This is a genomic window from Enterococcus sp. LJL90, assembly GCF_056924355.1.
The window spans coordinates 165,926-191,762 of the sequence record NZ_JBXPBQ010000007.1 but is presented as its reverse complement, the minus strand read 5'-3'; the positions used below and the strand labels follow the sequence as shown (position 1 = coordinate 191,762).

The window sequence follows — 25,837 nt, the reverse complement described above, 5'->3', positions numbered from 1 at the left end:
ACAAAAACCTCCTACTTACTCGAATTCTAGTTCAGCGAGCATGTCGTCTACATTCTCATAAAAATTGTGTTTTTCTATATAGTCAAGCCATTCCTTTTCAGGGTATAGAGGTTTGCTATTTACTTTTGACTTTACAGACTCATAAAGATTTTTACATATATTATCCCAAGTTGTTTCTTTAGCTTTGTCTACTTTCTTTTGTGGCCACTTATTTTTGCCAGTTCTTTTTTTATTCTTAGCTTCTTCATAGTCACTGACTTTCTCAAGAGCTAGAGAATATGATTTTAGGTTTTCTTCAAGAAGATTTTTGAAGTCTCTGTATTTCACGAATACCACTCCTTTATCCTATTTAGTAATATCATTATACGAACAAATGTTCGTTTTTGTAAAGGGGAACAAATAAAAATGCTTTGACCATTTTTGGCCAAAGCTAATTTCTATCTTCTTAATAATTCAATTTTCTTTGCATCGAACTAATCTTGTGTGAGAAATGATTTTAAAACTCCCTATTTTAAGAAAAGTGGCGGGGTGGGTGAATAGGGATAAAATGAATACCATTTGAATACCAAATTTTGTATATTGAAGATTTTCTAAAAAATAAAAAAGAGAGTAAAAGCCTATTATATCGGAACTTTAATTAGATTGTTATAACAAAGTATATGTAGAAGTTGTTATTGTTAAACAATTTTTCGGGGGCATCGGTCAAAATTTTGTCAATCCTGCCATTGCTGCCCGCATCATTCTCTTGATGTCTTTTGCCTCTCAGATGAGCGCTTGGGTTGTTCCCTTTGAATATTCTCAACGAATCGATGTCACGACTACGGCGACTTTTCTCTCTGGTGCAGAAAGTTCGTTGCCTTCGTTACTGGACATGTTCTTAGGTGTCCGCAGCGGCAGTTTGGGAGAAACCTGTGGACTTGCTTTACTTCTCGGCGGGGCCTACCTGATTTTCCGCAAAGTAATTTCACCACTGATTCCCACGGTTTTTATTGGAACAGTTGCTCTCTTGAGTTTTTTATTAGGAGGTAATCCTTTATATCATGTACTGGCGGGAGGTTTATTGTTGGGGGCCATTTTTATGGCGACTGATTACACCACATCGCCGGTCACTAGAAATGGCAAAATTGTCTTCGCTGTCGGCTGTGGCGTGATCACTGTAGCGATTCGCTTTTTTGCCGCTTTGCCAGAAGGGGTTTCATACGCCATTTTATTAATGAATATTTTAGTGCCTCTGATTGAAAGTTTGACGATTCCTAAGACCTTTGGCCGGGAGGTGAAGCAGCGTGAAAACTAAAGACAGTAAATCAATTTTAACTGCCACAATCTGTCTGGTTACCATTTGTTTAGTGGTGACTCTTTGTGTCGCTGGTACCCGCTATGTTTTTGCAGAGCGCATTGCCGAACAGGAGTGGCAGCAAAAACAGGCGGTGATGGCAGAATTAATTACAGCATCTAGCTATGAAGAAATTACTTTAGCAGATGGCGAAGTTGCCTATGAAGCCAAAAATGGTTCTGAGGTTAGCGGCTATCTTTTTGAAACTGCCGCTTATGGATACGGTAGTGATGTCTCTGTGATGACGGCAATTTATCAAGGTGAAGTCTTAGGGGTTGCAGTCTTAGATGCCAGCAATGAAACCCCTGGGCTCGGTCAAAACGTCACAAACCAAAGTTTTTTAGAACAGTTTAACCAATTGAGCACCCGACCAGTCGTCACCAAGACAGCCACCGGCACCGCTGGGGAGATTGTGGCCGTCACCGGCGCTACAAAAACTTCAAATGCAGTGGTCGCTGCTGTCAACGAAGCCCTCGATTTATCTGAATTTAATTCCCTAAAAGGGAGGAGGAAAGGTATTGGAAAAACAAAAATTATTCCCGATTTTTAGTAAAGGAATTATTAAAGAAAATCCTGTTTTAAAATTAGTTTTAGGTACTTGTCCTGCCTTAGCCGTGACCACCTCTGCTTTTAATGGCTTGGGAATGGGAGTGGCGGCAACCGTTGTTCTATTAGGTTCCAATGTGGTAATTTCACTATTGCGGAAAGTTATTCCGCCGCAGGTTAGAATTCCCGCCTTCATCACAATTATTGCAGGCTTTGTGACAGTGGTTCAATTTTTAGTGAAGGCTTTAGCGCCTGCTTTGGACGCTACCTTGGGGATTTATCTGCCATTGATTGTGGTTAACTGCATCATTTTAGGACGAGCAGAAGCGTATGCCAAAGACAATCCAGTTTTGTATTCGGCTTTAGATGGTCTTGGCATGGGGGTTGGTTTTACTGCAGCGCTCTTTTTGATGGGAGGCATTAGAGAATTAATCGGCAGCGGCATCTTGCTTGGCCTAACGATTACCGCCAATTGGATTACGCCAATGACTATCTTATTGTTGCCACCAGGAGGATTTTTTGTTTTCGGGATGTTGGTGATGCTCGTTAATAAATACAGCAAATATCAAGCCCACAAATTAGAATGTGCAAGTTGTCCGATTGCAGAAGTCTGCGATCCAAACGCACTTCAAGCAAAACAGACTGGAGGGGATGACTCATGCAAGCCTTCGTAACGATTTTAGTAGCCGGTGTGCTCACAGATAATTTTGTCTTATCGCAATTTTTGGGGATTTGTCCCTTCTTAGGAGTTTCCAAGAAATTAAATACGGCAGTCGGAATGTCGATTGCAGTGACTTTTGTCATGGTGATTGCTACACTCGCAACCTATCCGATTTACACAATGATTTTAGTACCGGCCGGTTTAGATTATTTGCAGACAATCGTCTTTATTTTATTGATAGCAGCTTTAGTTCAACTGGTAGAGGTCATCTTAAAAAAATACATGCCTTCTTTATATAATGCTTTAGGAATTTATTTGCCATTGATTACGACTAACTGTGCTGTATTAGGGGTAACGATTTTAAACTTTTCCAAGAGTTATAGCTATCTTGAATCTATTTTTAACGCCTTCAGTGCAGGTCTTGGTTTTTTAGTGGCGATGGTAATTTTTGCCGGTGTACGGCAACGCTTAGAAGCCAATGATATTCCTGAAAACCTGAAGGGGTTACCAATCACTTTGGTTTCAGCTGCTTTAGTATCCCTATCATTTTTAGGTTTTGCTGGTTTGGCGGAAGGATTATTCCAATAGAGGAGGCTTGTCAATGTTTGAAAGTATTTTTTATCCTGTCTTATTAGTCGGCCTTCTTGGATTAATTGCTGGGATTGGCTTGTCGATTGCCACGATTGTGTTTCGCACACCGGAGGATCCAAAAGAAACTGAATTGCGAGCAGCTCTTCCGGGAATCAACTGCGGTGCCTGTGGTTTTTCTGGTTGTGATGGTTATGCCAAAGCAATGGCGGCAGATGAAGCTGGTGGCGGTTTATGCACCCCAGGCGGAGCAGATACGCAAGAAAAATTGGCGGCAATTTTAGGCGAAACGGCCGGCAGTTTTCAAAAGACTGCTGCCTTTGTTCGCTGCAATGGGCTGTGTCAATTTACCCAAACCAAGATGGATTATCAAGGGGCGAAAACCTGTTACGCTGCCAATCAGGTTTTCGGCGGTCAAGGGGCCTGCCAACAAGGCTGTCTAGGTTATGGCGATTGTCTTGTTAGTTGTGATTATGACGCCATTGAAATGATTGACGGTGTGGCTAAAATTAAGCCGAATAAATGTGTCGGCTGTTTGAAATGTATCAGCGCTTGTCCAAAGCTATTAATCAAAATGCTGCCAGCCGAAAATACGGCAATTGTCGCTTGCTCGAATACTGAGCGGGGCGGGGGCGTCAAGAAAATTTGCAGTGTCGGCTGCATTACCTGCAGCAAATGCATCAAAGTATGTCCTGAAAACGCAATTGAAATCGTCGATAATCTAGCGGTGATTACCCCTGATTTATGTACAAATTGCGGAGAGTGTGTGACCGCTTGCCCGCAAAATTGTATTTTGCAAATGCAGGGGACTACTGCCGTCGCAAAAGAAATTTTAGCTGAATAATTTGAAGGTCATTTTTTGCTCAATTTCTTTGTGAAGAAATTGAGCTTATTTTTTTGGCATTTTTTCCGCAAATGAAAATCCTCATCAATTTGAAGAGAAATTTTATTTTTTTCGGAGGGAATTGTCTTATGAAGGTCGATTTATTAAAATTTATTTGTGAATTTTTTAAGAAATTTTCATGACAGAATTGGTAAGATTTGTTATGAAATATGAATGTAATACTAGTTTTACTTTCATGACATAATGCTGTGATAGGGTTAAGTGTGTTCGAGAGAATGCAAAAATACAGTACATAAATGGAGGTAGGATTTTGAACAAAAAAGTTTTGTCAACTGTTATGGTATGCGCCGTTGCTTTATCAGTCGCTGCACCACTTGCGGCCTCTGCAGCAGACTATGATACGCAAATTCAAAATCAACAAGATTTGATTGACAGTTTATCTGACCAACAAACAGATATTCAATCGCAAATTTCAACAGTACAATCTGAAGTGGATGATATTAATAGCCAAGCGGCAGATTTACAAGAACAACAAACCGCTTTAACCCAAGAAGCTGAAGATTTACAAAATCAAATTGCTGATTTAGAAACACGGATTGAAAAGCGCCAAAGTACTATTGAAGAGCAAGCTAGAGATGCTCAAGTTAGTAATCAAAGCACCAGCTTAATCGATGCGGTGTTGGATGCTGATTCAATCTCAGATGCAGTATCAAAAGTAACTGCCATGACAACTTTGATGAGTGCTAATAACGATTTAGTCAACCAGCAAAAAGCTGACAAAGACGCTGTTGAAGAAAAACAAGCGGAAGTTACAGCAAAGCAAACTGAATTAAATGAAACACAGGCTGATTTAGAAACCCAAAAAGGGAATCTTTTAAGCAAACAAGCTGAATTAGATGTTTTAACAACAACCTTAGCAGCTCAACAAGCAACTGCTGAACAGGACAAAGCTGCCTTGGAAGCTGAACAAGCTGCTGCAGAAGCAGCCGCTGCTGAATTAGCAGCTGAACAAGAAGCTGCTGCTCAAGCTGCCGCTGCTGAAGAACAAGCTGCCATCGAATCTGCTGCGGCTACTGATGTAACTGCAACAGAAGATACAACCAGCTCAACTGCCGCGACTGATTCAACTACTCAGTCATCAGGAACATCAACTGAGTCTAACAGTTCAACTACTGACAGTTCAACTGCCAGCAATGGTGGATCATCCACTAGTAGCTCGACTAGCAATTCATCGAGCTCAACAAGCTCTTCTAGTTCATCCAGCAGTTCATCAACAAGCTCTAGCAGTACTAGCTCTGCTTCAACTTCAGACGCGCGGAGTGCAATTGTTGCCTACGCCCAAACATTCTTAGGAATTCCTTATGTATGGGGCGGCTCAACTCCTAGTGGTTTTGATTGCTCTGGATTAACTTCTTATGTCTATTCAAATGCTGCCGGTATTAGTATCGGTCGTGTGACGACTACCCAAGAATACGCGGGTACAATGATTTCTGTCTCTGAAGCACAACCTGGCGACCTAGTCTTCTTTGGTTCTCGTGGCGGTACGTATCACGTAGGAATTTATTTAGGCAACGGCCAATTTATTCACGCACCACAAACAGGTGATGTTGTAAAAATTACTAGCACAGCTTACTACACACCAAGTTTTGCCGTGAATGTTTTAGGTTAAACCATCAGCTAATCATTTAGCCAAGCTTATATTGCAATTACATTTGAACAGTTTAATCTCTTCAAGGAGCCTCTATTAGTAAAGGCGCTAGAGATTAAGCTGTTCTTTTTATTTTGGAAAAACAGCTAAAATGAATTTTTTTTCGTCCTCTCTAAACAGCTAGCAATTATTTATCCTGCTGCTAGCAACTCCTTCAAAATAAAATCAATGAAAAAATATTTCTGGGATATTTATTATGTTGTTTTGGAAAGTGAGAGAAATCTCGCTTTTTTTGCTTTTTAACAAATAAAGGATTCCTCCTGCTGATTAAAAGAATAAAAAAGTCTCTGTTTATTCGCTTTTCAATTAAAAAGAATCAAATTTATGAAATTTATGATATTAATTATTAAGAATTTCTTAAGAAGACGGCTGGTTTTTTGCTAGAATATCCCTTTCATTCATTCGTAAAGAAGATTTTTTTAAAGGGATTTAGCGGAAAATAAGTTTCTTTTGCGTTAACTTTGATGTCAGATAACGGCATAACTGACGAAAATTCGGCAATTTTCCAAATCTGAGAATAACTATTTTAAATAATTATAATTTGATAATCAAATTAAATTACTTTTCAGAGTTTCGTAAGTTGATAAGAGATTAGATAATTTTTTTCTACAAATAAAAATTTAAAAAGTTGGATTCGGTAAAAAAACTAGCTTTTTAAATTTAGTGAAGAAAGAAAATTCGATATTAAATAACGAATGTTCAAGATTTCTAGCTGCTAACAAAGTCTGATAAAAAAACAGATGAGTTATGCTGGTAAAGAGTCAGGAAAATTAAAAATAAAAATTGGTACAGTTGAATATTTTTTTTGTGATCAGTAAAATGATCCACGAATTCATAACTAGTTAAGGGTTTTGCGTTTTAGTTTTTGGTAGTTTGGAGGGGAATGAATGTTTAAGAAGTTGCTACAATCTAGGTATTTAAATTTATTTTCTGTGATGATCATCCTGTTGCCTATCGGAATTTCAATGATTTTTGGTTTGCAGGCCTTAGCAGAAGAAATTCCGGATAACGAACAAACGGAGTTATACAATGATAGTGATGGCAATGGAACAATTTCTTATGAAATAACAGCTGATAATAAAATTAATTGGACAATTAATTACACAACAACAGCATCAACTGAACAGCGGTTTGTGGGCTTTAACTTGCTTGATAGGCAAGGCAATTCAATTCAACCGACATTGGCAGAAGGGATGACGGATAATTTTTCCTATCAATTATTAACAGATGGCCAACAAACTGGTGAGCTGCTTCAAACGGCTACAAGTACCATTGAAACAAAAGATGCTGTCTTAAAATTTACAACGGATTTTGTGTCAGATGTTCAGGTAGTCAGTGCCTTGTATCAAACTGATACTCAAGGCGGACAAACAAACATACGAGAATCTGCAACACCGATAACTTTGCATATTGAAGCAGCTACATCAGCAACAGAATCTAGCGAAGAAACTAGTGGCGAAAACCAATCTTCAGAGTTGACTACTTCAGATAGTTCAACAACTAGCACCACATCAGAAAGCAATATGGATTCAACTGATGAAGCGACTGAAAGTTCGACAGCTATTTCTGAAACTGATTCTTCTAACGAATTGAGTTTAGGAGACGCCGGCGCCATCGACATGGGAAGCTTGATGGGGGAACAATTGGTCACAACTGCTGACGCCAGAAGTAACTTGCGGGTCTATACCTCAGATGGCCTAGCCGGAGGCATCGATAATGATGACTCAGATAGTTTTGCAACTGGCAGCAGCAGTCAGAGCACTAAAATTATTCCTTTAGCAACGACTGTCCCAAACGGCAGTCTGTATAACAATCCTAACGAGTTCACTTCAAAACTTCGCAGTGTTTATATGGGCAGAAACGGAACAAATCCGAGCAACGGTATTTCAATTATCTTTGGTTCAAGCAAGTTGACGAATCAAACGGTTCAAGTATTTTATGACAATGCCGGCAGTTTTATTGGTAGCGAAACCTATGTGGATGCGAGTGGGGCAACTCAAACTAGACAAGTAACCCATCGTTTAGGGATTATGCTAACTTTATCAAACATTCAAACTAAGGGCAGCCAACCGCGGATTCAAGTCTCCAATAATTTTTATTCTGGGATTGAATACTATAATATCTCACAGATGTCCGTAACCTTTAGCTTTTATGATATGAACGACACAGCCAATAACGGCAGTTTTATTTCTTTAGCGGATATTACAGCAGCCAATAGCTCTTCACTGGCAGCAGCCATCAAGCAAGTTTTGCCTCAACAGATGGCAATCAGCGACAGTAGCTCGGCTGCTTACATGACCTTTGCTTCTATGAATCACGCTACCGGTCAGCTGGAATATGTCGCTGCTGGAAATGGTGCCCAAGGAATTGTCAGTGACGCAGCCGGTGTCGGAACTAATATGAATTATTATGCCAACGGAATTGTCCCTGAAGGTAAAACTTCTTTCAACACTGGTGTGAAGGGTGTTTACGCTGCAACAATTAATGCAGCTTTCACCGATTACCTCGGTGGAGAGACTGCCGCCAAAAACGCTGTCTCTTTTGAATTAAATAAAGTTGGCAGCAGCACCAGCGGTTATTCTTTTATCTTAGGTTCTGAGTATGGCGAAGCATGGAGCACTTTTTCAACAAGTGCGATTTCTTCGCAGCAATCAGTCATTCAATCGGCCCCTACAAAAACAGTCGAGAGTTTAACGAGTTATACCTATGATTCAGCAACGAAAACCTACTCTGAAAATAGCCAAACCGCCAAGAATGCCAGTCATTATAACGATTTAGATCGCGCTTGGGATGCGGCTTATGGGACTAACGATTGGGTTGCTGGACATTTTCCAACTAGCGAGGCCGCTGATGCTGGAATTGTTCCACAAGCGGAACGTTATCTAAATCAAGGGGACAGTTTTTATTATTATATCAATCAAAAAATGATTGATTTAACCGGACAAAGTTTTATCACACCGACAGGAATCAGTCTGAGTGACACTTGGCCCGCTGAAGTTGCTCTTCCTAGCAGCGAGGATATTATTGTTTATGATTTGCACGGGGCAGTTTTAGCTTCCAAGTATTATTCAGTTAGCTTACCTACTGAAAATAATAATCGACAATTGACAATTACTTTTACAACTGCAGGCGTGGCATTATTAAATGCCCAAAGCGGTGCCAAAGGTACTGGCAGTGACGATGCAAATCCGATTTATGGCGGTGAAGTGTCTGTTCAAATCAGGGCTCATTTAACTAGTGATGCACCGAGCTTGACACCGATTACCAATACAGCAACTTCCGCCTTTACCTTTGCCAGTGGCACAACAAGTACCTTGAGCTCTAATCAAGTTGAAATTCAAACGAAGGGTGCCTTCAATCTTGCTTTGACAAAAGTTAATCAAGCCGGCAATCCTTTAGCGGGTGCGACTTTTGCTATCTATCAAGGAACAACGGATGCAACCGATCCACTAATTACCGCAAGCTCAAATGAACAAGGCAGTTTAATTTTTAGCGGCGGTCTCTTGGAAATGGGCCAAAGCTATACCCTTAAAGAAATTGAGGCACCGACAGGTTTTGCTTTGGAATCTGCGACTTGGAAGCTAGAAATTACAGCCGATGGGGCTCTTTTAACTAACAATCTTACTGGCGAAACAAAAACATTGAGTAATTTTTCGGCCAGTGATGATCAAGGTGTTATCACAATTTCAGCCGGGGAAAATGAAGATGACACGTTGACGAATCAATTGAAAGTCTACCAATTAAACTTGACAAAGGTTGATGCCAATCAGGAAACAAGTTCTCTTGGCGGGGCCGATTTTGAACTCGGCACAGCAGTCGACAGCCAAGGAATAGTGAGCAATATTTTGGCGACGGCGACTAGCTCGGAAAGCGATGGGTCACTAGCGTTTATTGATTCGCAAACGCAACAGCCTTTTACCTTGAGTTACAACACAGAGCTAGCCGAACAAAAAGGGACGATTTACTATCTAAAGGAAACTGGGGCGCCTGCTGATTATCGGCAATTACAGGGATATTTTGAATTAGTTATTTCTGCCGATGGGTCTGTTTCGGTGAGCTATGTCGGTGAAGATTATCCGGCTGGCTTTTCTGAAGCCCAAACCTCTGTAAGTTTGGCTGATAGTGAGACGGCTACAAACACAATTGCTTTTACGATTAAAAATCAAAAGAAGGTACCGTTACCGGCAACTGGCGGCAGCGGAATTGCCATGTATCTAACCCTTGGAATAATCGGTACGCTGGCAGCAGGAATATATTTTTATCGGCGAGGGGGTGGCTCAGATGAAAAAATTAGTTAGGCTCTTGCTGATTTTGACAGTCGGATTCTTTTTCTTCTTTGACAAATCAGCCGTCTATGCTGCTGAAGATGCCAACCAACAGGTGAATTTTATTCTTCATAAAATTGTTTTTCCTGATGGGGCAGCTCCAGAGTCTGAAATTTTGAATTCAGGGACTGAAGATGGCCAGCTGGCGAATCTTTTGGAAAGCTATCGCGGATTAAATGGGGTGACCTTTGATGTTTACGATGTCAGTCAGCAGTATTATCAACTGCGTTCAGAGGAAAATCTAAGCGTAGCTGAAACCCAAAATCGGCTAGCGCAATTAGAGCCAACTGAAATAACTGCTCAAAAAATTAGCTCAGGTGTTACAGCGACTGAGGACGGCCAAGATGGACTCGTTGAATTTTCATTACCAGCCAAAGCTTCTGATGGCACGGATAAAGTCTATTTATTTAATGAAAGTGCCAAGCCGACTGGAGTTAAGACAGCGGCTACTAACTTGGTGGTTGTGCTGCCGGTTTACGATGAGCAGAACCAGGCTTTGACAACGATTCATCTATATCCAAAAAATGAAGAAACTGCTCACATCACACCTGATTTAACCAAGACCATTACAGGAAAAAAAGATTATCAGTATGGCGATGCGATTGAATACACGGCAACCACGAGCATTCCGGCTGATATTTTAGATTATCAAAGCTATCAGATTAGTGATCAAGCCGGTGATTTTTTAGACTTAGATGAAGCTTCTTTAAAGGTCACGATTGATGGTCAGGATGTTTTACCACAGTTTACGCTGACCAAAAATCAACACGGCTTTAGTTTGACTTTGGCCAGTAATGCGGCGTTAAAATTTTTAGGAGCTGATGTTGGTAAGGAGCTGACTATTTCCTATCAGATGGTTGTCAATAGCAATCAATTTGTTCCAGAAAATTTAGCAAATGTCGTGTATCTAAAAACCGATCATGAAAATCTGCAAAAAGAAGTAGACGCAGTCACCGGCGGCAAAGCTTTTGTTAAGGTGGATGCCAGTGATCAAAGTATTCCTTTGGCGAATGCGCAGTTTGAGGTGCTGAACCAGCAATCAGAATATTTAAAACAAACTGAGACAGGCTATGCTTGGACAAAGGATGCTGCTGATACTGGCATTGTAACTTTAACATCCGGTGTTAATGGAGCCTTTGAAATCACAGGCTTAGCCTATGGCAATTATTATCTGAAGGAAATCACCGCCCCCACCGGCTACCAAATAAATAGTGAGCTGGTGCAATTTACAGTGGATGCTTCAAGCTATTCAGAGGACCAAGCGCAGCAGACGCCTTTAAAGGTTGTCAATATTAAAAATTCGACAACTACAACTAAGACGCCTGACACAAGCGGCAAGTCACCATTGCCGCAGACTAATGAGCTGACTCAAAAAAGCTTGATTGTGATTGGCGGGATTTTTCTTTTAACATTTGGATTTATCTTATATCGCCGCAAATCGGCAAAAAATAACTCGCATAAGGGATGAAGGATATGAAAAACAGCATTCAGGGAAAAAAATTAGCAGTAATTAGTTTATTGACAGCATTTTTTACAGTGTTTTTAGCATTTAGTAATGGTTCGGTTGTGAAGGCTGATGAGGCTGACGGCACCGCAAATATCACCTTGCACAAATTACAATACAGCAGTCAACAAGAGTCAGTTCAAAACACTGGTGGTCTTATGGAATTTGCCAACAGCACACCGTTAAACGGTGCCGAATTTACTGTCTATGATGTGACAGCCGATTATTATAGCTTGCTGGCTGATAGCACAACGGATTCAAAAAATAAGGAAAAAACCGCTATTCAAACTTTGGAAGACAAGTCTGCTACTTATGCCACTACAGATAAAGTAGTAGGCGCTCCGCAGGTGACTGCTGGTGAAGGAACAACCACCTTCAACAGTTTAGCATTGAAGGATGACACAGGGCGAGATAAAGTGTATTTAATTTTAGAAACAAAGACACCCAATTCACCAACGGTTACCGTCAAATCAGTTCCGTTAGTTGTTTCAATGCCTGTTTATCAAAACGATAGCAATACAGCGATTAACTATGATATTCATTTATATCCCAAAAATATTGTGGCTACTGATAAAAAAGAAATTGATCCAAGTAATTTAACGGCTGTCGACGGTCAAGGAAATCATTATAGCGTTGATGGTACCAGTAAAATTAATTACAGTATCACCGTTAATGTACCGGCGGATGTCGAACTAAAGGATCGTTTTGATGTGATTGATGTACCCACAGAAGGTCTAAAGTATGTTGAAAAAAGCTTGGAGATTGCTGGTTTAACTGAAGGCACAGATTATACAATTTATGCCAGAGATCAATTGGCAGCTAACTTACCAGAAAATTATCAGACTTTGCATCAAGATGGTTTTGAAAATGGCTTCTATATCGAATTTAACAATAAAGATTCTGCGGCGATTCAAGCTTTGGCTGGAAAAACTTTAGTTATCAGCTATCAAATGCAAATTGATAGCTCAATCGTGCCGGACCTGACTATCAACAATACAGCATACGTTAGCTTTGACAATACAGTTGTACCCAACACACCTCTAACACCTGGTGGAGAAATTGTTGTCGAAACCGGTGGCTATAAATTCCACAAAGTTGATTCTCAAACAGGCAAATCTTTAGCTGATGCTTCCTTTGTAGTGACAAATGACGCTGGTCAATACGGTGTCTTTACTTTAACTAATGGCGAATATCTCTTGACTGATTGGAAAGATACGCTTGCTGAAGCGACAACTTTAGTCTCAACAAGTACAGATAATAGCAGCTTAGTTATCAAAGGTCTGAAATACGGTGAGTATAAAATTCAAGAAACAGTTGCACCAGAAGGCTATGCGTTAGCAAAAGATGCTGTCAATTTTAAAATTGTAGAAAATAGTTACACGGATGCTGGCCAAATTATGGAAATTGCCAACACACCTAAAGGTATTTTGCCATCAACTGGTGGTAGCGGTATTTATTTATTCCTAGCAGTTGGCGTTATCGCGATTGCTGGTGGAGCCTTTTACTTTACGAAAGGCCGTCGCAAGTTTGAAGCCTAAACTTATGCTCTGTTGAAAAAACACTAACAGTAAAAAAAATTTTTACAGAGATTGATTTCATAAATTGAAATACGATGGATTTTTACTGTGGGACAGAACATTCGTGTTAAGAATTCAAGTCACTCAGGGTGGTTATACCGTAAAATATAAAATAGTTTAAAAACTAGATTTACTTTTTATGTTTAATTTTGACTTGAGAAGATTAACAAAGGAGGCGAGGAGATGGCGGAAAAAAAGCAGCCCTCTTTTAAGAAGGAAAGACAAAAGCGAATTTTCCTAGATATTTTGATGATGCTTCTTTTAGCAGTTGGTTTAATTTCCCTCGCCTATCCGTTTGTCAGTGATTCTTTAAATAATTTATTAGATCAACAGCTGATAAATTATTATCAAGAGCAGGCCAATCAGGAAAATCAAGCAGCTATTGAAAAGGCACAAGCCGAAATGTCAGCCAGCAATCAAGAATTGGCCGAAACCGGCAGCCAAATTGGAGGAGATCCTTGGTCAGAAGGTGATAGTCAAACTCCGACTAATGTTGATTCCAACTATTTTCAAGAGCATACGATTGCTGTCTTAAAAATTCCTAGTTTAAATCTGGAACTGCCGCTTTTTGATACTACCAATGATTTATTGTTGGAAAAAGGGACGACCCTTGTCAATGGAACTTCTTTTCCGATTGGGGGACCTTCAACCCATACCGTAATTGCGGGTCACCGGGGCTTGCCGGAGGCAGAATTATTTACGAATTTGCCGGAATTGGCAATTGGAGATGTCTTTTATATTGAAATAAATGGCGAGACCCACGCCTATGAAGTCGATCAGACCAAGGTAGTTGAGCCGACAGAAACTGCCGACTTGCAGATTGTTGAAGGAGAGGATTTGGTTACTCTGCTAACCTGTACTCCTTATATGATTAATGACCATCGCTTGTTGGAGCGGGGGCATCGAGTAGACTATGTTCCTGAACGTGATGATCAAGCGGTTGCTAGTGGCAGCACACAACGCTGGCTGAAAATTGCGGCAGTTCTTGGAGGAGCAGTACTGGTTGCGCTATTAGCTACCTATCTTTTTTACAAGTGGCTGCGAAATCTTATAGTGAGCGGCCGCAAATATCGTCTTCATTTTGTTTTATTAACTGGTGATGAAAAACCAATTGCCAATGCAAGATTTGAAGTGTATACCAAAAATGGTAAGCATCCAATTACCCGGGAGGGGGTTGCAATCAGCGCTCAAACCGATGAGACAGGAACTTTCCTCATTGAAGACGTTAAAGGTGGTACTTATTTGCTTAAAGGAGCCGATGGGAATCAACCGCTGATTGCTAAGATAAAAAAAGCTCAAGGAACTGATTTTGCCCTTTTCTCCAAAAAAAGATTTTATTTCATTAAAAATGATGTTGAGCCTGTAATCATTAAATTAAATAGCAAATAAAAACGATCCATGCTTGTCAGCGGAGGATTCCGCTGGTGAGCATGGACCGCTCTTTTTTTCTATTCTACTAATTTATCAGCGACGGCGCTAGGTAAATCACTTTCTTGAACTTCCTCCCAAGAGGTGACGCCTTTTTCATCATTGACTACCATTTTCAAATAGGCACCGATTCTTAACGGGCTGTCACGATATTCCTTTAAGTGGACGTTTTCTTCAACACCGTTTTCATCGTAGGAAACTTGGTCGTATTCAAAAAAAGTTGAGCCGCTTTCCACACCAGTATTCACGGCATCGCCGGTAATCTTTGTATAATAACTTGGACCGCCATAATTCGTTTCCCAAAATTTATCCATGGCGTATTTGGCACCAAAACCAACAGCTAAAATAATAGCAAGAAAAGCTAGAACTCCGATTATAATTTTTTTCATAGCACTCATCCTTTCAACACAGCTATCATAACGCAAAAGAGTTCTCTAGAAATCAAACTTTAGTCCTAGATAAAAATAACAGTTTTGTAAGTTCCTTGTAAGGTTAATTAAAAAACAGTAATGAGCTGACACGGCTCTCTGAAAAACAGAAATTCTGTGAAATTTTTATAAAAAATTAGTCAAAAATGTTGCAAAAAAAGCCCTTGAATGTCATGATGCATTCAATAACAAGAAAGAGGTCAATTATGATTACTTTATATACCAAACCAACCTGTAATCCCTGTCGCAAAGTGAAAACTTTATTAAGTGAAGCCGACATCCCTTATGTGGAACGGGACTTTTTTTCACAGCCCCTGACGTCTCAAGAATTAGAAGACTTGATTGCGCTGACGGAAAACGGTGTGGAGGATTTACTTTTAATTTACACAAAGATTCATGATAATCTTTATTTAGACTATGAAGGGATGAGCACCGAGGATTTAGCGGCGGTGCTTGCTGAAAATCCCCGATTATTAAGACGACCTCTGATTGTTAAAGGTCAACAATTGCTGATTGGTTTTGAAGAAATTAGCTGCAAGGCCTTTTGTGGGATTCAATAAAACATAATCAAATTTAAAACGGCTGTCACAGCTGCTCTACTAAATGTATGAGCAATTGTGACAGCCTTTTTTTAAAATATCGTTTCCCAGAGCCAACTAATGGGCATCACGAGGGCCATTGCCGGGATCATGTCTGCTGTCGCAAACATTTTCAACCGTAGCATGCGAAAACCAGTAGCCAACATCAAAACACCGCCACAGGCTCGGAAATCATTAATCATGGTGGGGGTAGTCAAGGGGAAAATAATGCCGGCTAATAAAAATAGCGTCATAAAAATAATAAATTGCGGTAGAGCAATCACAGAGACCACATAGCCAAGATTACAGGCAAAAATTGCCGCTGTAAAAAAATCCAGAATGGATTTGGCAATCAAAACAGAACTGTCGCCGGTCATACCAGCATCAAGACTACCGTAAATTCCCGTTCCACTGGCGCAAAATAAGACGATGATGGTTACCAGCTGACTTAAAAACTCATCGTGAGACATTCCCAAATGCTCAGCTGAAACTAATTTGGCAATCGGTTTTTGCATCAAGCCGGCACCTTTATTAATCCATTCACCTAAGTGTAGCACTAGCCCCAAAGAAGTTCCCAAGACCACCGCAAAAATCACCGCCGCCATATTCTCCATTAAAATAATGGCGTTGACACCCATCGTCAAAGAACACACGCCGAAAATCATCGTGATTTCCCGTTTGAAATTAGCCGATAATTTATTACCTAAAAAACCGCCGCACAGGCCACCTAAAAAAACACTTGCGACATTTATAAAAATACCAGATGCCACCTAATCACTCCTTCAATACTTAAGCCACAATCACTGTACAGCGGCCTACTGCTGTTTTTTTCTCACCATTAAAAATTTCCCCTTGCCAAACTTGAATACGCCGGCCAATTTTGTCTGGGGTAGCGGTGACAATCAGACTGCCGCTTTTGGCTGTCGCTAAATGATTCACCTGCAAGTCAACACCGAGAGCAGCTTTGCCTTCAGTCAAACTTAGATTGGCACCAACACCGGCAGCTGTTTCAATTAAAACGCCGTTGATGCCGCCATGAACTACTCCAAAAGGCTGCATGACTTGGTCTGTAATGGGCATTTCTAAAATAACTTTATCAAGATTAGCGGTTATAACCTTGATTCCTAACTGTTCTATTAAGTTCATTTGGCTTCCTCATTTCTTTTGCTAGAGCTAGTATAGCAATTAATTTCTGAAAAACAAAACGGGTTCTTTTTTAAGAAGTTTTGTGTATAATTGTTGAGGATTGTACTTCAGTGACAGCAGCTGCTTAGTTTAAAATGCTAGCAGAGTTATGCTGACTTGGAGTAACCTTATGCCGGATAAATTCTGGCAAGGCTTTTTAATATGAGGAGGTCTCTTAATGAGAGAGTGGCAAACAATTAAAGAATACGATGAAATTTTATTTGAACAACACGGCAAGGTGGCAAAGATTACAATTAATCGTCCAGAGCGCCACAATGCTTTTACCCCTAAAACGGTTTTTGAAATGATGGATGCTTTTTCTATTAGTCGGGAAAAACAAGACGTCGGTGTTATCATCTTAACCGGAGCTGGCGATCAAGCCTTTTGTTCCGGCGGAGACCAAAAAGTTCGAGGCACCGGCGGTTATGTCGGCGATGATCAGGTTCCCCGCTTAAATGTTTTAGATTTGCAACGTTTAATTCGAGTGATTCCTAAACCGGTGATTGCAATGGTCAAAGGCTGGTCAATCGGCGGCGGCAATGTGCTGCAACTAGTGTGTGATTTAACGATTGCCGCAGACAATGCTAAATTTGGTCAGACAGGTCCGAATGTCGGCAGCTTTGATGGCGGCTATGGCTCAGGTTATTTAGCTCGAGTGATTGGTCATAAGCGGGCCAAGGAAGTTTGGTTTATGACCAAACAATATTCAGCCGAAGAAGCCTATGCGATGAATTGGATTAATACGGTCGTGCCTTTAGCTGAAGTGGAAGATGTGACGATGGAATGGGCTGAAGAAATGTTGAAGAAGAGTCCGATTGCGTTGCGTATGATTAAAGCGGCGATGAATGCTGATACCGATGGCTTAGCCGGCATTCAACAATTAGCCGGCGATGCGACTTTATTGTATTACACGATGGATGAGGCGCAGGAAGGCCGCGATGCCTTTAAAGAAAAACGGGAACCTGACTTCGACCAATTCCCTAAATTCCCATAATGACTAGCTGGTTAAAAAAACAAGCGGCTTTACATCCTCAAGCACCGGCTTTGTATTGGCAAAAACAAAGCTGGTCCTTTGAGCTGCTTCTTGCTGAAGTGACCGCCTATCAAAATGAGTACCAAAAACAATTTCAAAATTATCGAGTCACACGAGTCGCCCTCTTTTCCGAAAATACGCCGGAAATGATTTTTACCATTCTGGCCTTGTGGGAAATGGGTTTAGAAATCCAATTTTTAAATACCCGTTTATCAAAAAGTGAACTGGCTTATCAATTGGCAGACGGTCAAGCAGAAGTTTTATTAAGTCAACCTGCAGGATTTTTAAAAATGAAGCATGACAAGCTGTTGCCAATACCTCTGGCAACAGAGATTAAACAAAATCCGCTAGAGGAAACTTCTGTAAAAGAGCCAAAAGTTCATTATCAGCCAGAACAAATTGCTTCTATTATGTATACTTCCGGGACGACTGGTTTTCCTAAAGGCGTACCACAGCGGTTTAAAAACCATTTTGCCAGTGCCCAAGCGACTGCCCAAAATATGCAGGTAACAGCTGATGATTGCTGGCTGTGTCCGTTGCCGTTGTATCATATCAGCGGCTTATCCATTTTACTGCGGAGCTTGGTGTTAGGAAATAGTCTAAGGCTCTATCCTAAATTCAGTCCAACCGAATTGACGACCGATATTGTAAACGGTCGAGGAACTGTGGCATCTGTGGTAACAAAAACCTTAACTGATTTGTTGCCATTAATACCAGTTGAAGGATTCCCTAAAAGTTTTCGCTACTTTTTATTAGGCGGTGGACCGGTGACGGCAACAGTTTTGCAAGAGGCGGCTGCTAAAAAAATTTCAGTCATTCAATCCTATGGAATGACTGAAACCTGTTCCCAAGTGATTGCTCTGCCACCAGAGGAAGCTTTTAGAAAAAGCGGCTCTGCCGGAAAGCCTCTCGGAGATACCCAGTTGAAAATTTTATCAAACGAGGATAACAAAGCTGTCGGGGAAATTTTACTGAAGGGTGCTAGCGTTGTTGAGGGCTACTTGAAACAGCAGGCAAGTAGCAGCTGGGATTCTCAAGGCTGGTTTCATACCGGCGACTTGGGTTATTTAGATGAGGAAAATTATTTATTTGTGGTGAGTCGCCTAAGTGAGTTAATCATTTCTGGTGGGGAAAATATTTATCCGGCAGAGATTGAAACGCTGCTTTTAAGCAGTCCGCAGATTTTAGAGGCTGCGGTAGTTGGTCAAACGGATTGCCGTTGGGGTCAAGTGCCAGTGGCCTATTTAAAAGTCGCGCCAGATTTTGATGAAGCTGTTTTAAAAAAACTTATCGAAAAAGATTTAGCCCGTTTTAAAAGACCGGCCGCCTTTTTCGTCGTTTCAGAGATTCCCAAAACCGGCAGCGGCAAACCCTTAAAAAGAATTTTTTTGACAGAGGAAAGAGTGAACTACATTGAGTACCAATTGGAATTATAAGACGCCAAGCGAACCATTACTTAGCTGGTCTTATTCACTTGAACAGCCTATAGATTTGCTAGAGCTTTTAGCAAAGACCGAAATCTATCAGGGGACGCGCTTTTTTTGGCGCTCCGCAGATTTAAAGGAAAGTTTTTTAGGCTTAGGCACAGTATTAAGTATCACCGAAACAGATTTTGCAAAAGTGACAGCCTTTAAAAAGGTTTTAACCGAACAGATTCAACTAGTTGATGACCAGAGTTCAGCGCCAATTTTATTTGGCGGCTTTCCTTTTGATTTAAAAGGCAGCAAGGAAAGTTTTTGGAACAGTATGGAAGCCGGGTATTTCGTTTTGCCGCAGATTTTATTTCAGCAACTGGATAATCAGTTGACTGTAACTTTAACAGTTAAAAAAACTGCAGAAAAACTTTTGAAAGAACTGGCTAATCAAGTGGAAGAACTTTTGTCTGTAACGAATAAGCCTGCTGAAAATGATAAGACGAGCTTTGAAAATACGGTGAGTTATCAAGAATTGCAATTACCGCAATGGTTGTCGATGGTTGAAACCGCAGTGGCAGAAATTAACAGTGAAGACTCAGCTCTACAAAAAATTGTGGCCGCCCGTCAGTTAGCAGTGACAGCTTCTGAGGAGTTTATCGCTGCTGAAATTGTTGCAAATTTGGCAGCCGAACAACCGAATACCTATTTATTTTTACTCGAAAAAGGCGAGCACTTTTTTGTTGGAGCTACTCCCGAACGCTTGTTAAAAGCAGATGCCACAAAATTTTACACTGCAAGTATTGCGGGAACGGCTCCAAGAGACAAAAATCCAAATACCGATAGGCAGCTTGGTCAAAAGCTGCTGGCTGATCCAAAGAACAGTCACGAGCATGGCTTGGTTGTAGCGGGTATTCAGGAACAATTGGCAGACTTAATCGAAGGAGCTTTACAATTAGGCGAGCGAGAGATTTTAAAAAATCGTGATCTGCAGCATATTTATTTGCCTTTAGCTGGGCAACGGCAAGCATCGATTTCTTTTTTAGCGGCTGTCAAAAAACTGCATCCAACTCCCGCTTTAGGTGGACAACCAAAAACTCTTGCGCTAGACTGGCTGGAAAAAAATGAAAAGCCAGGACGCGGCTTGTATGGTGCGCCAATCGGTTGGCAAAGTTTGGCCGCTGATGAAGGGGAGTTCGCTGTAGCGATTCGTTCAGGAATTTTTACTAGGAAACAGGGCTTGTTATATGCCGGTTGTGGGATTGTCGCAAAATCGGTGGCCGAGGAAGAAAGACAAGAGACGTGGAATAAATTTCAGCCGCTGTTAAGGGGGATTCGTGGAAAATGAAGGAACAAGAAGTAATGAGCCGCTATTTATTAGCATTTATTCATGGCTTGAGACAAGCCGGGGTAACTCAAGCTGTGATTAGTCCGGGCTCCCGTTCAACTCCGCTGGCTCTTTTATTGTATCGAGATCCAACAATTCAAACGCATATTCTGGTTGACGAACGGTCGGCGGGATTTTTTGCCGTCGGTCTTGCAAAAAGTAGCGGTGAAGCGATTGCTTTAGTTTGCACTTCAGGAACGGCGGCCGCTAATTATTATCCAGCAATTTGTGAAGCTAAAGCCAGCAATCTGCCTTTAGTGGTTTTAACTACTGACCGGCCGCCGGAACTGAGAAACGTAGGGGCTCCGCAAGCCATGGATCAACAAAATTTATACGGTAACCAGGTTAAACAATTTAGTGAGTTGAATGTTCCGGAAGCCGGTGACAATTTGCTACGATATAGTTATTGGCAAGGTTTTACCAATAGTTTAGTTGCTCAAGAAGTACCAAAAGGACCAGTCCAGATTAATCTACCCCTAAGAGAACCACTGTTACCGGTGGAAGTTGAATTAGATGTCAATCAGTTTTCTACAGAAGTCTTTAAAAAGACTTCTGTAAATTTTGAATTAACGGGCACGAGTTTTGAAAAACTTTTTGAGAAAAAAGGCTTGATTGTGGTTGGTGGTAGTCAATCGATTGAAACGGCACAAAAGCTCTTGGCTTTAGCAGAAAAACTGCAATGGCCGATTGTCGGTGACCCGCTGACAAGTTTAGGTAATTGCGGAAAAATCAGCCGCCAATATTTGAAGCATGCTGAGCTAGTTTTTGATCAGCTGGAAGCAACATTTGTACCAGAGGTTGTTTTGCGCTTTGGCACTTTACCCGTGACGAAAAACGTAATGCTCTATTTAAAAAACTTAGCTGCTGAAGATATTTCTTGGCTTTTCATAGATGAAAGTCATGAGAAAAAAGACCAGCTGCAGTTGACCAATTTGTTGATAGCGGCGACTGCTGGGGAATTTTGTGATGCAGTATTGAAGCTGTCTCTTCAAACAGTAAATGAAGCATGGTCTGAGGCTTTTTATCAGCGGGAGAAGCTAGCCGTTAAAGCTCAACAGCAGACTTTTTTAAACGCTGCTTTTAGCGAAAGCCACGCGGCCAGAGAATTATCCAATCAACTTGAACAAGGAGAGCAGCTGCTAGTCGCCAATAGCAATGCAATTCGCTATTTTGACCGCTTTAGTCAGGTGTCTGAGAAAAAATATACAGTTTATGGCAATCGGGGTGTCAACGGAATTGATGGTTTGGTTTCAACGACTGCTGGTCTTGCCACCAATTCAAAACAAACTTATTTATTGATTGGTGACTTGGCATTGTTCCACGATATGAATGGTTTGCAGGCGATGCGTCAACTTAAGCAGTCAGTGACCATTATTTTATTGAATAATAATGGCGGCGGAATTTTTTCGCATCTTTCGCAAAATCAATTGCCGCCAACTGAATTTGATGCTCTTTTTGGCACACCATTGAATCTGGATTTTAAAAAGGCCGCAGCCCTTTACGAGGCCGGCTATCAAGCGGTTGCTACAGCTACAGAATTTAAAGCGGCCCTTCAAAAGGGTCGCCAGCGAGGATTACAGCTGATTGAAGTTCAAGGTCAGCAAGCAGAGGGCTATCAGCTTTGGCAGAAAGTTCTAAAAACTTATCACGAGATGGTGGCTGCAAATGAAAAAGACAATTAAGGGTGTTGAGTATGCCTATCATTGGCTCAAACCGTATCAAGCGTCTTGGCCAACAGTCGTCTGTCTCCATGGTTTTACCGGCACTTCAGCGACTTTTAACCAAAGCCTGAAGACTGGTGACAAGGTAAATTTTTTAACTATTGATTTAATCGGACATGGCAGTTCAGCTGTCTATGTACACCCTTACCGTTATCAGCTGCCAACTTTGATTCGTGATTTAGAGACTTTAATGAAGGAATTGGCAATTCCAGTTTATTTTCTTTTAGGTTATTCCATGGGAGGAAGGGTTGCTTTAGCATGGGCTTTGACGTTTCCTGAAAATAAACTGGGAATTATTTTAGAAAATGCCTCGCCAGGATTAAAGACATTACCAGAGAGAATTGCCAGAAAAAAGAGTGACCGCAAGCTAGCAATCCGCCTGCAACAATTCGGCATTGAAAATTTCGTTGATTTTTGGCAGGAGTTGCCGCTGTTTGCTTCCCAAAAGAATTTAGCTCCGGAAACTCAAGCGGCAGTTAGACAAGAACGGCTGCGACAAGCCCCTTTTGGTCTTGCCATGAGCTTGCTTTTCATGGGTACTGGCAGCCAAGCCAGTTATTGGCCGGCATTGAAAAAGGCCGACTTACCCATTTTGTTTTTAGCGGGACAATTGGATTTGAAATTTAGTCAAATTGGCTTACAAATGGCTCAACAAGCCAAAAATTTCGCTTATCAAGTGATTCCAGCTGCTGGGCATTGTATTCATTTGGAGCAGCCGGAAAAATTTCAGCAAGCTGTCTTGTCGTGGTTAGCTGACCAGAAGGAATAGAGGAAAACAGATGAAAATCAAAAAAATTGAGGCTTATCAAGTTCGTCTGCCTTTGAAACAACCCTTCAAAACCAGTTACGGGCTTTTGCGGGAGAAGGCCTTTGATATTTTTGTCATCACAAATGAACAGGGCCAGCAGGGGATTGGCGAACTGGTTTCCTTTGAAAACCCAGATTATATTGAAGAAACACTGATGAATTCTCGACAAATTATTAAAAATAATTTGCTTCCTTTACTAGTTCAGCAGGAAATTTTTCAACCTCAGACTATCACTGAAATTTTTAAAGTAGTCCAAGGAAATTATATGGCCAAGTCGGCTTTAGAAACTGCCTATTGGGATTTATACGCCAAAGAAAATCAACGGAATCTCAGTTTTTATTTACACGGCAGCCGCCCAATGCTGCCTGTCGGTGTCAGTGTCGGCATGCAGCCATCGACCGAGCAATTGTTGGCGGTAGTTGCTGATTATGTGGAAGCGGGTTATCAGCGGGTGAAATTAAAAATTCAGCCGGGCTATGATTATCAGCCATTAGCTGCTCTTCGGCAAAAATTTCCTGAATTAACTTTGATGGCGGATGCTAATTCAGCCTATACGCTTCAGGACTTAGATCAATTAAAACAATTAGACGAGCTGAATCTGGCTATGCTAGAGCAGCCCTTTAATCAAAGGGATTTTACTGAGCACGCTATTTTGCAAAAAGAAATGCAAACGGCAATCTGCTTAGATGAAAATATTCGCAGCGTGACAGATGTCAAATCTGCTGTGGGCCTTAACAGCTGTCGGGCAATTAATTTAAAAATTCCACGGGTGGGCGGTTTGCAAGAAGCCTTAAAAATTTACGAATTTTGCCTCAAGGAAGATGTGCTTATTTGGCTGGGGGGCATGTTTGAATCTGGAATTGGCCGCAGTTTAAATCTGCAATTTGCCAGTCAAGTAGGCTTTAATTTTCCTGGCGACATCTCAGCTTCTGACCGTTATTTTGCTGAAGACATTGTCAAAGAACCAGCAAAAATGATTGCTGGCAGCCTACCAGTTCCTAAAGGTGTCGGACTTGGAGTTGAATTGGATTGGGACTGTTTGAAAAAATGGTCAACAGGCTATCAACTTTATTACGAAGCATAAAAAACTGGCGGCTATCTAGTCGACAATGCTCAATTTTTATTGGGCAAAGAACTACTAGATGACCGCCAGTTAATTTTTATTTATTTTTATAATCTTTTTCAATTTGCAGGCGTTGAACTTTCATAGTTGCTGTACGGGGAATGGCATCGTAGTCCCAAATCTCTGGAGAATTCAGATGAGGTAGGTCAGCAACTTTTTGCCACCAAGCATCCCAATTCATTTCTCTATTCGGTGCTAAGGCCAAGATGGGTTGTGGCATGTCCTCTTTGTCCCGAACAATTACGACTTCCGCTAAAAAATCCAGAGTATCCAGCAAATAATCTTCAAGGGCCAAATTGCTATTGATATTTTCAATCAAATCGACTTGGCGATCCTTTAAGAATAAATGCCCTTCATCATTAATCATGCCCCAATCACCAGTATCCCACCACGGACCATAAACATTTTCTTCAAAGCGAGCATCTTCTTTATAATAAGTTAACGCTCGGCCCTTAGAAAGAAAATGAATGTGCCCATCAACATTATTGCCTAATACATTACCTTCAGCATCGGCAATGCGGGCTTGAGTCAGCCCTTCAAGACCAATGCCCATGTCTCTAGCATCATTTGTCTTCAAACTTTCTAAGGTGTGGGCCTTATAAATCATCGGACCGCATTCACTTTGCCCGTAAATTTGTAAAAAGACGGGGCTTTCCTGCTGGGAGGCCTTCAAAAAAGTCGCCATTGTTTTATTATTAATTGCATCAAAGGTTGAATGCAAATAGCGAATGCTGGCAAAGGCTTCTGGGTGTTCTTCGGCGACAAAAGCCCATTGCACAAAATTATTTGGATGCGTTTCTAGAGCAATCGGTGGATATTGTTGCAGCATTTTCGCAACATGGCTGCCAGAAGCGTTCGCCAATGGCATCATCGGAAAGCCCATTGCCATTAATGAAGAAATACCGATATTAAACCGAGAATGAACGGGGGAAATATGAAAAGCAATCAATTCCTTGGCGGGCAATTTTGTAAAGACTGTCCGCTGATAAAGCGTGCGCCAACCCATTGAATGATAAGAATGGCAGATTAACTTAGGAATGCCAGTGGTGCCTGAGGTATGGGTCATATAGGCAATCTCATCATTGTCGAGCTCAACTTGTGGAACCGGCGTAGCTGCCTGCAAAACTAAATCCCGCACGGTAATTTGTTTTTCCGTGCTACTGTTTTTAATTTCCTTCACGCGACCTTCAGTGACTTCATCAAATACAATGAAGGGATTGTCTAAGCGTTCAACGAAGACTTCCATCGTAGCTGTTGGGAAATGATAAGAAATCATCACCGGCACAGCACCTAAAAAGGAAGCTGCCACAGCTAAAAGATAAGTATCGAATTTGGGACTCTTAAAGATAATCACTTTATCGCCGGCACTGACTCCTAAGGCCGCCAACTGATAGGCCCGCTGTAAAATGGCATCGTGACTCTTTTGATAATTGCTTTCATAACCTAATTCTGGAAAAGCCGGTAAAATTTCATCGTGATAAATGGCTACGTCAGGTGTTGCTTGTTCGGCATCACGATAATTTGAATAAAGATTTAAAGGCTGATAAACTAATACTTCCAAAATAAAATACACTTCCTTTGTCAAGATAAGTTACTTGGATATAATAACATATTTCAAAAAATATAGATGAACTTTTCACAAAGAAAA

The 25,837-nt window shown here is 41.0% G+C and carries 22 protein-coding genes; 17 read left to right on the top strand and 5 right to left on the bottom strand.

The features are described 5' to 3' along the window. Window positions 1–15: 15 nt before the first annotated feature. Window positions 16–327 (bottom strand): hypothetical protein, encoded by a 312-nt coding sequence (locus AC1Z3S_RS15200; protein ID WP_461741060.1) that lies wholly within the window; start codon window positions 325–327, stop codon window positions 16–18. Between the two features lie 346 nt (window positions 328–673). Between AC1Z3S_RS15200 and AC1Z3S_RS15195 the strand changes: the two genes are divergently transcribed. The 10 genes from AC1Z3S_RS15195 (at window position 674) to AC1Z3S_RS15150 (ending at window position 14,475) form a co-directional block, all read left to right on the top strand. Continuing rightward, entirely contained in the window at window positions 674–1,294 is a 621-nt protein-coding gene (locus AC1Z3S_RS15195; RefSeq protein WP_461741069.1) for an RnfABCDGE type electron transport complex subunit D, read from the top strand. Then, complete coding sequence (locus tag AC1Z3S_RS15190; protein WP_461741059.1) at window positions 1,284–1,883, top strand: RnfABCDGE type electron transport complex subunit G; 600 nt, start codon at window positions 1,284–1,286, stop codon at window positions 1,881–1,883. The genes AC1Z3S_RS15195 and AC1Z3S_RS15190 overlap by 11 nt, the downstream gene beginning before the upstream one ends. Next, window positions 1,852–2,553 (top strand): electron transport complex subunit RsxE, encoded by a 702-nt coding sequence (gene rsxE / locus AC1Z3S_RS15185; protein ID WP_461741058.1) that lies wholly within the window; start codon window positions 1,852–1,854, stop codon window positions 2,551–2,553. The genes AC1Z3S_RS15190 and rsxE overlap by 32 nt, the downstream gene beginning before the upstream one ends. After that, window positions 2,538–3,128, top strand: coding sequence for an electron transport complex protein RnfA (locus AC1Z3S_RS15180; RefSeq protein ID WP_461736907.1), 591 nt, complete (start codon window positions 2,538–2,540; stop codon window positions 3,126–3,128). The genes rsxE and AC1Z3S_RS15180 overlap by 16 nt, the downstream gene beginning before the upstream one ends. Window positions 3,129–3,141: 13 nt before the next feature. Further along, the gene (locus AC1Z3S_RS15175) at window positions 3,142–3,972 is read left to right on the top strand and encodes an RnfABCDGE type electron transport complex subunit B (protein WP_461741057.1); all 831 of its coding nucleotides are present in this window, start codon (window positions 3,142–3,144) and stop codon (window positions 3,970–3,972) included. Window positions 3,973–4,282: 310 nt separating this feature from the next. Continuing rightward, entirely contained in the window at window positions 4,283–5,641 is a 1,359-nt protein-coding gene (locus AC1Z3S_RS15170) for a C40 family peptidase (RefSeq protein WP_461741056.1), read from the top strand. Window positions 5,642–6,567: 926 nt separating this feature from the next. Further along, on the top strand, window positions 6,568–9,978 hold the full coding sequence (locus AC1Z3S_RS15165) for a SpaA isopeptide-forming pilin-related protein (protein ID WP_461741055.1): 3,411 nt from the start codon (window positions 6,568–6,570) through the stop codon (window positions 9,976–9,978). Continuing rightward, window positions 9,962–11,473, top strand: coding sequence for a SpaH/EbpB family LPXTG-anchored major pilin (locus AC1Z3S_RS15160; protein ID WP_461741054.1), 1,512 nt, complete (start codon window positions 9,962–9,964; stop codon window positions 11,471–11,473). Before AC1Z3S_RS15165 ends, AC1Z3S_RS15160 begins: the two co-directional genes overlap by 17 nt. A gap of 5 nt (window positions 11,474–11,478) precedes the next feature. Next, window positions 11,479–13,047 carry a SpaH/EbpB family LPXTG-anchored major pilin gene (locus AC1Z3S_RS15155; RefSeq protein ID WP_461741053.1) on the top strand — a complete coding sequence of 523 codons (1,569 nt, stop codon included), beginning with the start codon at window positions 11,479–11,481 and terminating at the stop codon, window positions 13,045–13,047. A gap of 222 nt (window positions 13,048–13,269) precedes the next feature. Then, window positions 13,270–14,475 (top strand): class C sortase, encoded by a 1,206-nt coding sequence (locus AC1Z3S_RS15150; protein WP_461741052.1) that lies wholly within the window; start codon window positions 13,270–13,272, stop codon window positions 14,473–14,475. A gap of 59 nt (window positions 14,476–14,534) precedes the next feature. Here the strand turns inward: AC1Z3S_RS15150 and AC1Z3S_RS15145 are convergent, their stop codons facing one another. Continuing rightward, on the bottom strand, window positions 14,535–14,903 hold the full coding sequence (locus AC1Z3S_RS15145) for a YxeA family protein (RefSeq protein WP_461741051.1): 369 nt from the start codon (window positions 14,901–14,903) through the stop codon (window positions 14,535–14,537). 245 nt (window positions 14,904–15,148) lie between these two features. On the opposite strand from AC1Z3S_RS15145, the gene AC1Z3S_RS15140 reads away from it, so the two are divergent. Continuing rightward, window positions 15,149–15,502 carry a Spx/MgsR family RNA polymerase-binding regulatory protein gene (locus tag AC1Z3S_RS15140; RefSeq protein WP_461741050.1) on the top strand — a complete coding sequence of 118 codons (354 nt, stop codon included), beginning with the start codon at window positions 15,149–15,151 and terminating at the stop codon, window positions 15,500–15,502. A gap of 71 nt (window positions 15,503–15,573) precedes the next feature. Here the strand turns inward: AC1Z3S_RS15140 and AC1Z3S_RS15135 are convergent, their stop codons facing one another. Together AC1Z3S_RS15135 and AC1Z3S_RS15130 are read right to left on the bottom strand one after the other, a co-directional pair. Next, complete coding sequence (locus AC1Z3S_RS15135; RefSeq protein WP_461741049.1) at window positions 15,574–16,290, bottom strand: DUF554 domain-containing protein; 717 nt, start codon at window positions 16,288–16,290, stop codon at window positions 15,574–15,576. Between the two features lie 19 nt (window positions 16,291–16,309). Further along, the gene (locus AC1Z3S_RS15130) at window positions 16,310–16,666 is read right to left on the bottom strand and encodes a PaaI family thioesterase (RefSeq protein ID WP_461741048.1); all 357 of its coding nucleotides are present in this window, start codon (window positions 16,664–16,666) and stop codon (window positions 16,310–16,312) included. 217 nt (window positions 16,667–16,883) lie between these two features. Between AC1Z3S_RS15130 and menB the strand changes: the two genes are divergently transcribed. Genes menB through menC form a run of 6 tightly spaced genes read left to right on the top strand, consistent with a single transcriptional unit; the run spans window position 16,884 to window position 24,150 of the window. Beyond that, a complete protein-coding gene (gene menB, locus AC1Z3S_RS15125; protein ID WP_461741047.1) occupies window positions 16,884–17,699 on the top strand; it encodes a 1,4-dihydroxy-2-naphthoyl-CoA synthase in 816 nt (271 codons plus the stop codon). Continuing rightward, complete coding sequence (gene menE / locus AC1Z3S_RS15120) at window positions 17,699–19,174, top strand: o-succinylbenzoate--CoA ligase (protein ID WP_461741046.1); 1,476 nt, start codon at window positions 17,699–17,701, stop codon at window positions 19,172–19,174. The genes menB and menE overlap by 1 nt, the downstream gene beginning before the upstream one ends. Continuing rightward, entirely contained in the window at window positions 19,152–20,498 is a 1,347-nt protein-coding gene (locus tag AC1Z3S_RS15115; protein WP_461741045.1) for an isochorismate synthase, read from the top strand. The genes menE and AC1Z3S_RS15115 overlap by 23 nt, the downstream gene beginning before the upstream one ends. Continuing rightward, on the top strand, window positions 20,495–22,219 hold the full coding sequence (gene menD, locus AC1Z3S_RS15110; protein ID WP_461741044.1) for a 2-succinyl-5-enolpyruvyl-6-hydroxy-3-cyclohexene-1-carboxylic-acid synthase: 1,725 nt from the start codon (window positions 20,495–20,497) through the stop codon (window positions 22,217–22,219). The genes AC1Z3S_RS15115 and menD overlap by 4 nt, the downstream gene beginning before the upstream one ends. After that, the gene (gene menH, locus AC1Z3S_RS15105; RefSeq protein WP_461741043.1) at window positions 22,203–23,027 is read left to right on the top strand and encodes a 2-succinyl-6-hydroxy-2,4-cyclohexadiene-1-carboxylate synthase; all 825 of its coding nucleotides are present in this window, start codon (window positions 22,203–22,205) and stop codon (window positions 23,025–23,027) included. The genes menD and menH overlap by 17 nt, the downstream gene beginning before the upstream one ends. Window positions 23,028–23,037: 10 nt before the next feature. After that, window positions 23,038–24,150 carry an o-succinylbenzoate synthase gene (gene menC / locus AC1Z3S_RS15100; RefSeq protein WP_461741042.1) on the top strand — a complete coding sequence of 371 codons (1,113 nt, stop codon included), beginning with the start codon at window positions 23,038–23,040 and terminating at the stop codon, window positions 24,148–24,150. A 76-nt stretch (window positions 24,151–24,226) separates the two neighbouring features. On the opposite strand, the gene AC1Z3S_RS15095 is transcribed toward menC, so the two are convergent. After that, window positions 24,227–25,750: an AMP-binding protein gene (locus AC1Z3S_RS15095; RefSeq protein WP_461741041.1), complete on the bottom strand. Its 1,524-nt coding sequence runs from the start codon at window positions 25,748–25,750 to the stop codon at window positions 24,227–24,229. Window positions 25,751–25,837 lie beyond the last annotated feature (87 nt).